Annotated in this window: 12 protein-coding genes and 1 pseudogene; all 13 read right to left on the reverse strand. The window is 35.5% G+C overall.

Annotation, left to right across the window (positions count from 1 at the left end):
- Positions 1-62 precede the first annotated feature (62 nt).
- On the reverse strand, positions 63-455 hold the full coding sequence (locus BT151_RS16635) for a hypothetical protein (protein WP_245794904.1): 393 nt from the start codon (positions 453-455) through the stop codon (positions 63-65).
- A gap of 1092 nt (positions 456-1547) precedes the next feature.
- Positions 1548-2327 carry a M90 family metallopeptidase gene (locus BT151_RS16650; protein WP_072403501.1) on the reverse strand — a complete coding sequence of 260 codons (780 nt, stop codon included), beginning with the start codon at positions 2325-2327 and terminating at the stop codon, positions 1548-1550.
- Positions 2328-2342: 15 nt separating this feature from the next.
- Positions 2343-2555: a heavy-metal-associated domain-containing protein gene (locus BT151_RS16655; RefSeq protein ID WP_072403502.1), complete on the reverse strand. Its 213-nt coding sequence runs from the start codon at positions 2553-2555 to the stop codon at positions 2343-2345.
- A gap of 23 nt (positions 2556-2578) precedes the next feature.
- Complete coding sequence (locus tag BT151_RS16660; RefSeq protein ID WP_072403503.1) at positions 2579-4837, reverse strand: heavy metal translocating P-type ATPase; 2259 nt, start codon at positions 4835-4837, stop codon at positions 2579-2581.
- A 520-nt stretch (positions 4838-5357) separates the two neighbouring features.
- A pseudogene (locus BT151_RS16665) lies at positions 5358-5657 on the reverse strand (heavy metal translocating P-type ATPase); the annotation flags it as partial.
- A 15-nt stretch (positions 5658-5672) separates the two neighbouring features.
- Positions 5673-7622, reverse strand: a complete 1950-nt coding sequence (locus BT151_RS16670; RefSeq protein ID WP_072403504.1) for an FTR1 family protein — start codon at positions 7620-7622, stop codon at positions 5673-5675.
- An 84-nt stretch (positions 7623-7706) separates the two neighbouring features.
- Positions 7707-9881: a TonB-dependent receptor family protein gene (locus BT151_RS16675; protein WP_072403505.1), complete on the reverse strand. Its 2175-nt coding sequence runs from the start codon at positions 9879-9881 to the stop codon at positions 7707-7709.
- A gap of 446 nt (positions 9882-10327) precedes the next feature.
- Positions 10328-11467, reverse strand: a complete 1140-nt coding sequence (locus BT151_RS16680) for an MFS transporter (protein WP_245794905.1) — start codon at positions 11465-11467, stop codon at positions 10328-10330.
- A gap of 47 nt (positions 11468-11514) precedes the next feature.
- A complete protein-coding gene (locus BT151_RS16685; RefSeq protein ID WP_072403506.1) occupies positions 11515-13482 on the reverse strand; it encodes a heavy metal translocating P-type ATPase in 1968 nt (655 codons plus the stop codon).
- Positions 13483-13533: 51 nt separating this feature from the next.
- A complete protein-coding gene (locus BT151_RS16690) occupies positions 13534-14076 on the reverse strand; it encodes a hypothetical protein (RefSeq protein ID WP_072403632.1) in 543 nt (180 codons plus the stop codon).
- A 171-nt stretch (positions 14077-14247) separates the two neighbouring features.
- Positions 14248-14514, reverse strand: a complete 267-nt coding sequence (locus tag BT151_RS16695) for a hypothetical protein (protein ID WP_072403507.1) — start codon at positions 14512-14514, stop codon at positions 14248-14250.
- 24 nt (positions 14515-14538) lie between these two features.
- Complete coding sequence (locus tag BT151_RS16700; protein WP_072403633.1) at positions 14539-14898, reverse strand: SpoIIAA family protein; 360 nt, start codon at positions 14896-14898, stop codon at positions 14539-14541.
- Positions 14899-15146: 248 nt separating this feature from the next.
- On the reverse strand, positions 15147-15578 hold the full coding sequence (locus BT151_RS16705) for a Fur family transcriptional regulator (RefSeq protein WP_072403508.1): 432 nt from the start codon (positions 15576-15578) through the stop codon (positions 15147-15149).
- Positions 15579-15604: the final 26 nt, after the last annotated feature.

The raw sequence follows: 15604 nt of genomic DNA on the forward strand, positions 1-15604 counted from the left end.
GCACAATAAAATGGCAAATACAAATATTGTATTATGCTAATTTTATTAAGCTAGAAAGAAAATTAACAAAGAGGAGGCCCACGAAGGGAATAGGAGTAAAAATTAACGGAATAAGGCTTAACCAAATAATCTCGAAAACGTTGTTTTTCTCGATTGGTGTGCCATAGTTCCTGTTTTTCTAATTCAGAATATAAAAAATTATTAGCAATTGTTTTAGTTGTTGTTTTTATCACTTTTTCAACCCCTGTTAAGTAGGTCAAATTCCTGTCATTAGTGAAATGTTGAAAGTGTTCAAAAATATGACTTAAATCTGAATGGCTATGTTCTACCTGAATTTCAAAACTTATACTGTTAGAAATATCATTAGAATGTATTTCATCAATATGGGGTACCACATCGTGACCTATCATAATGAAGGCTGCTGTAAAGAACAGTATATTTCTAAATAGCTTCAAAGAATATTAAATTCAAAAATTAGTTGCGAAATTAGTTGTTTTATTCTAAACACCAAAATTTTTCAATGAATATGATCAGCAATATACATATTACTGTACAAGGCTAAAATGAATAATAGAAGTACGAAAATAACAATTGAAACAATAAAGAAAATTTTCAATGCTTTATATTTTTTTGCAATTTCTATTTCAGATTTTTTTCTATTTTTCTCTAGCTTTCTTTTATCTCTACGGTTTTGTGACATTACTTTAGGTAATATTATTTTAGTTAATGAGTAGTATTTTTAATACTAATTATGAATAATCGGAATAGTTATGACAAAAGATTATTGTATAACTAGATTATGATACAAGTAGCATCAAGCTCAATAAATACTTGAATAATATATCACTTTAAGGAATTAGCTAGAAGGAGGACCCCGAAGGGTATGGTGGGATAAAGTTGTAAAATATAAAATTTTAGGATAATCCCAAAAACGCTGCTTTTCAAAATTTGTATGCCAAATAAATTGATTATCAATATTAACTATTAAATCAGAATTTTGGAGAATTTTTGTCTTTAAATTCAGAGTTTTAACAGCTCCAATTACATATTTTGAAGTCCTTTCATTAGAAGAATGCTGGAAATGTTCAAATATATGACCTAGATCAAAAAATGGCTATGCTCTAATTGAACTACATAATTCGTGTTAGTAACATAAGTAGAATGTAATTCATCAATATGAGGTACCACATCGTGACCAATCATAATGAAAAGAGATACGCTAAATAATAGGCTTCTAATTAAATTCAAGTAATTTTTATAGAGGATGAGAAAATAATAAAATAATTCAAAACATAATTGAATTTATTACCACATATGAATTAGAAAATTGAATTCTTTAATTCTAATAACTTAAAAAAAATATTAATTTTAGGACTTTTCATTATTTCATTTCATCCTCCACGCTTCCACAAGCCAACACAACATATCTAAATCAAAATATGGATTGCTAATTTATCAATATACATATTAAAAATACAGTATTAATTTATAAAATATCGTTTCCCAGCAGTCTATTCAAATTTTATCCATTTTAAGATTCCATATACTTAAATAGCATTTGCTGATTTTTGATTGAAGCATTTTACCAACATTTTATAAAGTTCTGGATGTTTCTTTTTGAGCAAATCAGGTCGCTCAAAAAAATATTCTGAAGCTACAGCAAAAAATTCAGCCTGGTTTGTGCCTCCATATTTTCGGATATCCGAATGATTATCATTTATCGCTTCCATTTCCTTATGGATTAAATTCAACCAAGGCATCGCATATTGATGTTCTAATAACCGTTCTGGCACACCGTCTGTCTGGTCATCTATTTTATCAATAAGATGAACAAATTCGTGTATGCCAGTATTACTTTTATCGGTTGTGTTATTGAAACCGTGATACAATGCTTTTTTAGATAAAATCATTTGCTTCTCAAAACGTCCGTTTCCAACTATGCCGCCAATGTTTCTTGAGTTATCCTTGCTGCTAAATTGCATATCCTCATTAAAATAATCTGGATATAAAAGGATGCCGCTTAAATTGGTGTAATGCCATTCTTTAAAGCCAAAAACAGGAATTACCGCACTTGCTGCAATTAAAATTTTGTCTAATTCTTCTAATTCAAACTGCACACCATCAATATACACCTCACTTAAAAACTGCATCATTTTTTGTTGAAAAACAAGTTGCCTGCCTTTAGAAAGATTTTTATAATAAAGAACATTCTCCATTAATAATTTTTGCCAATGCTCTGGAAATGGCTTTACGGTTTGTCTTTTTGCTTTTCTGTAAAAATGAATAGCAAACAAAAGAATCACCACAAAAATTAACGTATAGACCATATTATAACAAAAGTATTAATCTACAGGTTCAGCCTTGAACCCTACTTTTTGCAATGTAGCCTTTACATCTTCTTCGGTAGCACCATCGCTTTCTACTGTTAGAATTTTATCTGGGTTGGCGGTATCCACTTCCCAGCTTTCAACACCTTCTTGCTTGTTTAAAATAGGGGTTACTTTTGATACACAACCACCACAATTGATATTTGTTTTAAATTTTAAAGTTTTCATCTTATTTGAATTTATAATTAATATTAAAGTTTTACTCGTTTAAGTCTTAAGCTATTTAAGACTACAGATACGCTACTGAAAGCCATTGCCATTCCTGCAATCATTGGGTCCAATAAAAATCCATTTATGGGATACAAAACGCCTGCTGCAATAGGAATACCAATGAGATTATAAATGAATGCCCAAAACAGGTTCTGACGTATGCCCAACACGGTTCTTTTTGACAGTTCCAATGCTTTTGGAATGGATTGTAAATCTGATGTTATCAAGGTCATTTTTGCTACGTCCATCGCTATATCTGAACCTTTTCCCATTGCAATACTCACATTGGCTTGCGCCAAAGCCTGGGAATCATTAATACCATCGCCAACCATTGCGACTATCTTTCCGTCCGCCTGTAATTTTTCGACAAAAGCCGCTTTGTCCGAAGGCATTACTTCGCCTTTATAATTGGATATTCCTACCTGATTTGCCACGGCAGAAGCCGTTTTATAGTTGTCTCCAGTGAGCATATAGACCTCGATGCCCCTTTCTTGAAGCGTAACTATAGCCTTTTTTGAAGTTTCCTTAATCTTGTCTGCAATGGCGAGTATCGCCAGCACTTGCTTTTCATTGCCAAGGAAAATGACTGTTTTCGCTTGCTCTTCGAGACTTTCTGCTGTTTGCATTAAGGAAGCGTCGATTTGGATATTTTTCTCAAGCATTAGTTTATGGTTTCCAACATAGTATTGTGAACCTTTTTCTGTTTGAGCTTTTACACCCATCCCTGTAATACTTTCAAAAGAAGCAATTTCAGCTTTTTCAATATTCTCATCTTTTAAGTGGTGGACTACCGCCTCTGCCAAAGGGTGTTCTGAATGTGCTTCGATTGCCAAAAGAATTTCCTTGTATTCGTTTTGATTTTCAAGTTCATCCTTCCAAAGTATATCCGTTACCAAAGGTTTTCCTTCCGTAATTGTGCCTGTTTTATCAAGAATGACCGCATTCACTTTATATCCGAGTTCCAAACTTTCGGCATCTTTTATAAGAATATTGTTTTCTGCGCCTTTACCAATTCCCACCATTATGGCGGTAGGTGTTGCCAATCCTAATGCACAAGGACAGGCTATAACCAATACTGCTACCGAGGTTAATAAGGCTTGTGAAAAACCATTATCGCCACCAATAGACATCCAAACTATGAATGTAATGATAGATATCCCCAGAACAACTGGAACAAAAATACCTGCAATCTTATCGACCAGTTTTTGGACAGGTGCCTTACTCCCTTGGGCTTCTTGAACCATTTTAATGATTTGTGACAACAAGGTTTCTCCACCTACTTTTTCGGCAGTAAATTGAAAACTTCCTTTTTGGTTTACCGTGCCTGCAAATACTTTTTCATTCTTTAATTTTTCAACTGGAACAGGTTCTCCCGTAATCATACTTTCATCTACATAAGAGCTTCCCTTGGAAACTAGGCCATCCACAGGAATCTTTTCTCCAGGACGAACCAATATGGTCTGACCAACTTGTACAGAAGAAATGGGAATTTCTTTTTCTTCCCCATTCTCAATAATTTTTAGCGTTTTGGGTTGTAATCCCATCAGTTTTTTAATGGCCGAAGAGGTATTTGATTTTGCCTTTTCTTCCAAAAGTTTCCCCAAGGAAATAAATGTGATAATCACGGTAGCTGCCTCATAATACACGTGAGGCTCGATACCACGACTCAACCAAAATTTAGGAAAAAAGGTATTGAATACACTAAAGATAAAAGCGATTCCTGTGCTCAAAGCTACCAAGGTATCCATATTTGCTTTACCGTGTTTGGCCTGCTTGAAAGCATTGATGAAAAAGCTACGCCCGAACCAAAAAAGAATTGGAAAAGTCAACACCAAAGAAATCCACTTACCTGGTTCCCATTGCATAAAAAACATTCCTAATACAAAAATTGGAAGCGTAAGTATTGCCGACCAGATGGTACGGTATTTTATATCCTGATAGTGCTTTTGTTGAAGTTCTTGTTGTACTTCCGAAGGATTTTCTGCATCTATGATAATATCATAACCTACCTCACGAAGTGCATTTTGAAGTTGATTAGGACTCAACGCTTTGTCGTATTCGACAAGAACTGAACTATTGGCAAAGTTTACGCTTGCATCAAATACGCCATCTGTGTGTTTTAAAACGGATTCAACGCTTGCTGCGCAAGATGCGCAGGTCATACCTGTAACTGGGAACGATTCTTTTATTCCCTGTTTATGGTTCTTTTCTTTGGTTTCAAATATGTTGATTGTTTCCATAATCCTATTCTTATTTGTAAACTACAAATTTCAGGATTAAAGGGCTTTAAACTGTTACGTTTTAGGCTGAAAGATTTGTAGAATTTGCTTAATTCGTTTCATCTATTGCAAAAGCATTGTTTCTAAATAGATATAAAATACTTTAGGAATTGCAAGAACAGTACAAAGCAAATTAACACAATAACAACGATTAGAATACTAATCCAAATTATTTTATCTTTTTTGGTAATGCTATTTTTTACAGAGGGTACTTTATTGCTTTTTTTATTTCGTCTATTCCGTCTATTTCTCCTGTTTTCTGACATAAAATATCATTTTTATTATATATCAATCATTTCCACTTCAATTTTTGTAATCACACAAACCAGTTGAATATTATATCCTGTTAATTCATTAATGCTTATAAATATTCCCTTTTAGCACAAAATATTGAACTTATCTTTTTTTGTGATTTTGTTATTCGATGATTTTTTAACTTTCTTATTTCTTTTTTTTTCTGTTTTTGATAAATCGTTTTTGATTATTTCCATTTCATCTTCTGCAATCGCACAGCGTTTATAATTGCCAACAATGCCACCCCTACATCGGCAAAAACTGCTTCCCACATTGTTGCCAAACCGCCTGCACCCAAAACCACAGCTTTTACCCCAAATGCCAAACCAATGTTTTGCCAAACGATACGACGTGCTGAACGACCAATTTTAATAGCTTTTGCTATTTTGCTCGGTTGGTCTGTTTGAATAATTACATCCGCTGTTTCTATGGCCACATCGCTGCCCAAACCGCCCATTGATATCCCAACATCGCTCGTGGCCAAAACAAGTATTATGTTGCCCTAATTAATTTTAATTATTCTATTTCTATAATTACTCAAATAATAAAGCAACATAAGAACCCCAAGTAAAACCAATTGTGACATTTGACTTTCCAACGTAGGATAGATTCCCAACCAATCAATCTTAAATGAATTTGAAAAACCTGTTACTGAAATCCATCCAGCCTCCTGAATGGCGTGAACACCCTTGCCGATAAGGATTACAGCCAAAAGGGTTATTATCCAAGAAGAATATCTGAAAAGTTGTCGAACAGGTATTTTTTTTGAATATTTCAGAAAAAGAACGGCAAGTAAGCCTATCAATGCAAAAGCCGCCAACACTCCAAACCCGATAGATGATTGAACGCCTGATTGGGTTTCCAAACCAATTGCCTGTAGAAAAAGGATCGATTCAAAAGCTTCGCGGAAAACAACCATAAATGAAAAGAATGCCAGACCAAACATTTTTTCACCATTCAATTGTGCCCCGACCTTTTTTTCAATAAACTCTTTCCATTTTTTGGAATGTGAATGATTGTGTAGCCAAAAACCGACAAAGGCAAGTACAATAACAGCTATCAAAGAGATCATTCCTTCCATTATCTCTCTGTTTTTCCCACTTATATTAATAACCCAATCCGAAAGTAACCATCCTGCCACTCCCATTAAAATAGCAGTTATCCATCCGCCGTGAATATAAGGTAAAGCTTTTTTCGCCCTTGGGGTACTACGTATGAGAGCCAAGATAAGTGCAATGATCAAAAATGCTTCCAGTCCTTCCCGAAGCATTATAGATGCCGCTAAAAAGAAAGACAGCCAATAGTTAAGCTTTTCATCTTTCATCATTTTTTCGGCGCGGTCAATTGTTGAGAGTGCACTATTTATTTTATTTTCGACCTCACTTGAATTTTCGCCCTTTTCAATTCCCTGCCTTACGTCCATCATTTTTTGCTCCAAATGGGAAGTAAATTCAGGATCATTAGCTTTTAGCCGTACTTCTACGGGTTCAATCCCTTCTAAATAGGCAGCCAAAGCATTTTGACGGGCTTCATCCTTATTGCCATTTTTATAGCTATTTAATGTTTGATGCAGATAATCTCTCGCAATGGTTAAACTGGATTGCGATAACTTTCCCGAAGGGGAAAAAATCCTTAACGCTTTCAGTTTTTTTTGTCCTGGTATATCTGAACCGAGCTTATTCAATAATTCATTATCGGATAGCGTGGCAACATCTTTTAGGGAGGTGTTACCATATTCCTGATCGAATGTTTTTTTCAGGGATACAGAATCTATTTTTTGTTTTTGAAACCGTAGTGATTTTGCATAAAACGCCAAATCCCAGGCTTCTTTATCTGTCAGTTCTGTAAATGCCCTCATCGCTGTACCTTCTACGCCCAGTTTTATAGTATTATAGGCTTCAAACGGGGATAAGTCCGTCATTAGGGAATCATTTAAAAAATTTGCGGGTGCTGGTTTTAACCCGACCGCTAAATTTCCATTTCCATCACCTGTGGCCCCGTGGCATTGAACACAGTTCTGCAAATACAGGCTTTGGCCATTTGCTTTATCCGGCCAATTTAAGGGGGCAACTTCATAGCCGGTTGCTTTAATAATCGCCCATTTCACTTTTTCAGTTAAATCCTTTATTTTTTTACTGGAAGCTTTATTCTTAACAAAGGTTTTTAAATCATTTAAGTCAGAAAGGATAGACTGACCTGATTCGGAAGGTAGGTTTATTGCTTTAGCCAAATTAAAAATCTTTAGGCTAAACTCCTGCATCTCTGCATATTCTGCCTTGTCGATTATTTCACCATCTCTTACCGCCATTGGATAATCTTTTGAAAGATAGTCCAGAAGGTGGATTATACTTTGAATATTAGTATTTTTTTCCTTGGCAGAAACCTGAAAGGAAGCAAAAAATATAAAAATATATGGGAAGTATACTGGGATTGAATGAAGTTGTAATCTCATTGAGATAATATTAAATAACTAATTATTATTATTTAGACCAAATACAAATAAAGGTTTTATATTTGACTTACTTGTAAAATCACTTTAGAATCTAACGGTAAAACCTGCATATAAACTTCTGCCAACCGATGGTATAATTCCTGGGCCAGGATATTCATCCGCTCTTCTGGTAAAATACTGTTTGTCGGTCAGATTGTTTGCCCCAAGTTTTAATACAAAGTTCTTGATTCTATAACTTGCACTCAAATCCAAAACCGTATAGGCAGGAATGTAGCCAGCAACTGCACCATCGCTTTGTCTTGCATTTGTGGCATCGCCAAAAGCATCGCCTACGGAATTTACCTGAAACGTTGTTGAAAATCTTTCATTATTGAAAATCAGTCCAACACGATTTATGGTTTCTGCGGCAGTTTCCACACGGTTTCCTTTAAATTCTCCACTGGTGTATTTAGCATCAATATAGGCGAAAGAGTTAAAGATACTTAAACCGAACTCTGATTCTTGGTTTATGAACTTCAATATATTGAACTCTACATAGCTCTCAATTCCTTTATGGACACTATTGGCAACATTGGTTCTTAAAGTGTATTCTACGTTTGTGACCGGGTCATTTTTTAGTACTGTTCCAATTCTGTCGTTATAGGCCAAATAAAATGCTCCTATATCAAAATTCAAGTAATTCTTAATGGTTCCCCTATATCCCAAATCAGCATTATAACCAGAAGCATCTTTTAAATTTGGGTCAATTCTTGACGTGATGCCAAATGGTTCTAATTCTCCATAATCTATAGGACGATAGGCTTGACTGATATTTCCATAGATGTTGGTGTTTTTAGAAGTTTTGTATTCCAAGCCTACACCAGCCAATGGAATGTACCTATTGCGACTTTCGTTTGAAATTATTTTTTCGCCGTCCTCTGTTTTATAGCCTTTTGCTGTACTCTTTAAATATTCAAATCTAAATCCAGGTGTAACGCTGAATTTATCTCCGAACCTAAAAATATTTTCGACAAAGGGGGCAATATTGGTAGTTGTAAAATCCAAATCATATCCCCAATCCCCCGTTATTGATAAATCGAAATCGCTGCCCGTTGTTCCCTGTCCGCCACCTAAACGCTTGAACCAGCCGTAACTAAAACGAATACCTCCAGCTACGGTTGCTTTGTTGTTTCCTATATTATATTGACTTGATACCCTTAATTCCGTAGTCGAATTATTAAAATCCTGTTTGCCCACTTCACGCGGTACATATTGATTTGTTTCTGGGTCGATAGCATCAACTGCATTTGCCCCACCATCCTCGTTTCTCCAAACTATGGAACGGTTGCCGAAAAGATAGGTTGATTTTAGGCTAATGAGTATGTCTTCCGAAGGGGTGTAATTTGCAAATGCCGTGATAATGTTCCAAGGGGTCTTTAGCCAATTTCTTGACCTTGTCGATTGTTCGGGGTCCTGATTAAACTGTTCATCGGTCAAACCTCCCGGCATTTTGATTTTATTACGAAGCAATGAGTATTCAACCCCGAAATTTAATTTGTCCGAATGATTGTATTGCACCTTGCCATAACCCGAAATTTGCGATTGCTGGCTGTTTGGTCTGTAGCCCTCCATATATCGGTACTGCAAAAAGCCGTAATAGCTTATTTTTTTGTAGTTGCCACCTACAGAGTTGAAGGAATTATACAAACCGAAACTCCCCAAGGTCTGTGATGTCACAAATTCAAAGGGCTTGTTTTTTGGTGCATCTTCAAGTACATAATTGACCAACCCCCCGAATTGGGAGCCAAATTGCAATGACGCCGCCCCACGAACCAGTTCTATCCTCTTGACCGCTTCCATCGGTGGGAGATAATAAGCTTCATTATACCCATAAACATCCGCGCTGATGTTATACCCATTTTGCCGGGTATTCATTTCAATGCTCTGCACGGGGTTCAATCCACGCGTTGCAATCCCGTTTGCGGTAAACCCGCCAGTTTCTGTCTCCACGATGTTCAACCCTGGCACCCTTCCTAAAATTTGCCGTGTATTGTTGAGTGCCTTATTGGCATCCAGACTATCGACCAGGATAACTTCATTTTTTTTACCTGCGTATATAATGCCGTCTTTGGTTTCTGGAAGATGCCCAACACCATTGACTGTTTTGTAACCTCTGACAATTACTTCGTTTAAACCAATTATACTGTCTTTCTTCTGTGCGATGGTCAAATGGCTTACTAATAAAATGGTTGGGATTAAAATAAGTTTTTTTAAATTCATTCCTTTTAATTATTTGGTTGATAAATATATTTATTTAGACTAAATAAATATAGCTGTAAATATATTGTAGTGATTTCAATTTTCAAAATTATTTAGAATAATTCTTAATAAATGTTTTTAATGCTTATGTATATTCCCCTTTAACACAAAAAAGTAAAGCAGAAATGCGGCTATTACCATAAGGATTATCATAAGAATACCCTTGACCTTATCTCTTTTTGTGATGTCGGGATTCGATGATTTCCGATTTTTTTTGTTTCTTTTATTTCTTCTATTTTGAGACATTCTTTTATACTATTTCCAATTCATCTTCTGCAACCTAACCGCATTCAAAATGGTTAACAAGGCCACGCCTACATCGGCAAAAACTGCTTCCCACATTATCGTTACACAATTTATTTTATAATATACTTTTGTTTCTTATTTCAACATCTAATCCACATTGTTTAAGGATAATTTTTAAGAGCAAAAGAAAAATAAATTACAATTAAAATTGTAGCGATACCTGTAACTATAAATGTAATAGATGCACCAAATTGAAACCAAATAAAACCAGCCAAACTACTTGCCAACATAGCACAAATGCTTTGAAAACCCGTATAAAAACCGATGGCTGTCGCCACCTCATTTTTATTTGAAATTTGACTAATCCAAGCCTTTGAAATTCCTTCTGTCGCAGCTGCATAAATTCCATAAAAAAGGAACAACAATCCTATTACAAATAAACTGGAAGCCGAACTCATTCCAAAATAGACAATTGAGAAAAGGATTATACCAATGATGTACATCTTTTTTAAACCAATTTTATCAGCAAGGATACCAACTGGAAAAGCAAATAAAGCATATATAAGGTTGTAGAAAATATAAACCCCAATTACCATTGTGTCATTTAATCCAGCTTCTTTGGCTTTAAGTAATAGAAAGACATCAGAACTATTGAATAAAGCAAATACTAACAAACCACTAACTAATTTACGATACTTTATAGAACTGGTTTTCCAATAGCTTAAAAATGAAAACAACTTCACTTTTTCATTTGCACAAACTGCATTATCGGGCTTGTCTTTTAAATAGAATGAAGTTATTACAGCAATTACTCCTGGAATGAAAGCGATGTAAAAAAGAGTGATATAATTTTCAGGATAAAAGTAAAGATAAAGTAGAGCTAAAGCTGGACCCAATACTGCTCCAAAAGTATCCATTGAACGATGGAAACCAAATATTCTACCTTTATTTTCAAGAGTAGCCTCACTTGAAAGCATAGCATCTCTTGCGCCTGTTCGTATTCCTTTTCCAAAACGGTCAACGGTACGTGAAAAGAAAATCCACAAGGGATATATTGAAAATGCCATCATTGGTTTAGATATGGCACTAAAAGCATAGCCAATCTGAACAAACGGTACTCGCTTGCCTGATAAATCAGAACGTTTTCCAAAATACCCTTTGCTTAAACCAGCAATTGCCTCCGCAAGCCCTTCAAGAATACCTATAAGTACAATTGAAAACCCAATGGTTTTTAAATAAATAGGCATTATAGGATAGAGCATTTCGCTTGCCGTATCAGTAAAAAGACTAATCAGCGACAATGTCCAGACTGTTTTTGATATATGTTTAATTTTATACATTTAATATATTATGAAGCCCACTGCATTCTTTGCAATCTAACAGCATTTAAAATCGCCAACAAAGCCACGCCCACATCTGCAAAAACTGCTTCCCACATAGTTGCCAAACCGCCAGCACCCAAAACTAAAACCACGGCTTTTACTCCGAACGCCAAACCAATGTTTTGCCAAACAATACGACGTGTAGAACGCCCAATTTTAATTGCTTTTGCAATTTTGCTCGGTTGGTCTGTTTGGATGATAACATCTGCGGTCTCAATGGCGACATCGCTACCTAAACCACCCATTGCAATACCTACATCACTTACTGCCAAAACTGGCGCATCGTTGATACCATCGCCAATGAACGCAACTTTGTTGTCGGTTTCGGACATTAGTTTTTCGACTTCCTTCAATTTATCTTCTGGAAGCAAACCGCCTTTTGCCCAATCTACACCCATTTCTTTTGCGACTTGTTGCGTAATGGAATCTTTATCTCCGGAAAGCATTATAATTTTGGAAATACCGGATTCACGAATTTGTTGGATGGCTTCGTGGGCATCTTCTTTTAATTCGTCTGCAATGGTGACATAACCAGCAAATGTGTTTTCAATGGAAACCATCACAATAGATTCAACAATATCGTCTGTTTCGGTAGGAACTGTGATATTATTTGAAGTCATAAGCGCTTTATTACCTACCAATACCGTTGTGCCATTTACTGTTCCTTTTAAACCTTTTCCTGCAACTTCAGTTACTTCGGTCGCCTGAAAATCTTCGCCATCAACTTTGTATTCCATTATGGCCTTGGCAATGGGATGGGTGGATTGTTCTTCCATCGCCATTAGGTATTTCATCATTTCGGCTTCGCTCAATGACCCATTGTTTACAACAACATTTTTGATTTTAAAAACCCCTTTGGTCACGGTTCCGGTTTTGTCCATTACAACCGTAGTTACCTTTGTCATTTCGTCCAAAAAGGAAGCTCCCTTAAATAGAATTCCATTTTTTGAAGCTGCTCCCAATCCACCGAAATAACCCAACGGAATAGAGATAACCAATGCACACGGACAGGAAATGACCAAGAAAATCAATGCTCTGTATAACCATTCACTAAAAACATAATCATCCACAAAAAAGTAGGGTATAAACGTCAATCCAATTGCAAGAAAGACAACGATTGGTGTATAGATTCTTGCGAACTTTCTAATGAACAATTCGGTTTTTGATTTACGAGCCGTGGCATTCTGGACCATATCAAGTATTCGTGCAATGGAACTGTCCTTAAATTCCTTGGTGGTTTCGATTTCAATAACGCCATCAAGGTTGATGCTTCCTGCAAATACTTTTTCTCCTTTTGCAATGGTGTCAGGTTTGCTTTCGCCTGTTAATGCTGCGGTATTGAACGAGCCTTTTTCAGACAATAAAATACCATCCAAAGGGATTTTTTCGCCCACACGGACTTGCACTTTTTCGCCAATGGCAACGGTTTCGGGATTTACAGAAACATAATTGTTGTTCCTATAGACCAAGGCTTCATTAGGTCGTACATCCAGTAATGCCTTGATGCTTCCCTTGGCTTTTTTAACCGCAGCACTTTGGAACAATTCGCCCACGGCATAAAATAGCATCACGGCAACACCTTCAGGATATTCGCCAATGGCGAATGCCCCTATTGTGGCAATTGACATCAATAGAAATTCGGTAAAGAAATCGCCTTTTTTAATACTTTCCCAGCCCTCTTTGATTACCGGGAAACCAACAGGAAGGTAAGCGATTGCATACCAGACGATACGTATCCAATCTTTAAAAAATGCTACGTCAAAATAATCCATCGCAATGCCAATAATCAGCATCACAAAACTGAAAATTGCTGGTAGATAGGTATTAAAATTCACTATACTTTCTAGACCGCTGTGGTTGTAGCCATCATTGCGCTTGTGATTATCGGATGAAGTTTTATTTAAATCTCTTAAATTCAGTTTCTTTTTTTTCATTGTTCTACTATTATATTGTCCTTTCAAAAGCTCCAATTCTAAAATTTATTGTCATTCTAACTTTAATACCAATTGAGCAAATTGTACCTCTAAAGTTTTATCCAAGTCTTGTATTAATTTGTCTAATCCTGTATCTGAAACCAAAACCTGCCCTCTGGCACTTATTAAACAAGAAGTAGTTGTGCCTTGGTCAAAATGGGTAAGGGTAGTTTTAAAAACTGATTTATAGGTTTTGTCTTTGTACGTAACCGTTACCAACCAATTAAAAGTAATTGGGTCGTGCCGTTTTGTTAAAAAATCTTCAGATGGAATAGTCCCTGTAAAGCGCAGCATAAGAGGTTCTTCTTCCTCTTGTAAAATGGAATTGATTTCTGGAATATCCGTAGATAAGGTTTTTATGTCAAGTACACCATTAACCACTTTGGAATCATAATCAAGATATAAGGCCAATTTATGGCTTTCTGCCTTAACGGGTTTATCATCAACCAAAGTCATCATCATAATATGACCTTCTTCAGTTGTATAAATTTTTTGAGCGTTTACTTTATAATAACTAACCAACAAGATTATTAAAATACAATGTTTAACATTCATAATATCCATTTTTAATTGTAATTAAAAAAAAAAGCAGCTTCTACTTTTGCTTTTAATGCTATTAATCATTTTGCTTTAAAAAAGCATCATAAAAGCTGCCTACTATTAATTAAGTTTTTACTTAATTAATTTTAAATAAAAAATTTCACTCTTTCACATAACCAGTTACCACTACTTATTATCTATATCCTTTTCTCTTTTACCTAAATAATACATCAGCGCAATACTGGCACCTAATAATCCAAACAGAATATTCTCAAAAATTTGATTCCCATTGATATTCAAAATTTCAATGAAATTATTTATTAAATATTGCCACCAATTGATTTCGTAATTCTGGCTGCTAAACGTGAAAATTGTTATCCCCAAAGGTTGAAGGATAAAAACACCTATGGCAAACCCAATTAGTATGGTAATAAAAATATTCTTTTTATTCATCGTCTGTCTTTTATGGAAGTAAGCTTACTGGCTCTCAATCCAACTTTTGGCATCTTCCTTTTGCTCTATATAGAAATACTTAATTTCGGCGTTCGTAAAAGGCTTCATAAATTGGGTTATCCATTCCTGCAATTTTTTATCTCCTACCATTGCTATTTTTTCATAGTCCTTGGCGTGGGCCGTATCCATTTTGAGGTCTTCCCATAAACCAGGCAAGTCCCAACCCGTAAAGTTGTCCATCTCAAAATACCAACGGACTTTCATTCCCTTGTCCAGTATAGCGTGGATAAGTGGATGGATTTTTTCTATATCTTCTTTACGTAGCTTACCATAGGCTTTGGATGCAATTACATTGTCATTGGTCAATTCTATTATCTGTAACATAATCCTATTTTTCATTGTTATCCTGCTAAATCGCAGAAGCATTCTTCGATTTTTATCCGTTTTTTTTTGTTCAGAAAGAACTCCTTTGCATATTTCAAAGCTGCCATCTTAATGTCCTAATCCATTTCAACATTCCTCTTTTGGCTATCCTTAAAACAATCTTTTCCTATTTCTAAAAGATTATACATACTTTAAACAACATAAACGCAATTCAACCAAAAAGATGCGACATCCTTCGCTTTGGGTTTTTATTTCAGGCATTTTTCACATATTCCCTTTAATACCAGATTCACATCGTTCACTTCATAATCGTCTGGCAGGCTTTCTTCCGATATTTTATTTGGTAAACAGATTGTTTTCCTACAATTGGTGCAATGAAAGTGCATATGTAAATCTGTACCGTATTTACCTTTGGCGTTTTCATCAGAAATCGCATATTTTGCCACTCCGACCCCATCATTAATTTGATGAATCAGCCTTTTATCCTCAAAAATCTTGAGATTACGATAAAAGGTAGTTCTGTTTGCTGTTTTATTGGTTTCGCTCTTTTGAACAAAGGCCTTTTCCAAATCGGAAAAGGACACGGCACTTTGTTTCCTTTTTAGGAACTTGTATATCTTCGACCTCATTTTAGTAGGTCGAATCCCGTGATATGATAGTATCTTTTCCGTTTTGGTCATTTTAACCTTTTCAAAAGCAACCCTTT

Source organism: Flaviramulus basaltis, assembly GCF_900114265.1.
GTDB classification, from domain to species: domain Bacteria; phylum Bacteroidota; class Bacteroidia; order Flavobacteriales; family Flavobacteriaceae; genus Flaviramulus; species Flaviramulus basaltis.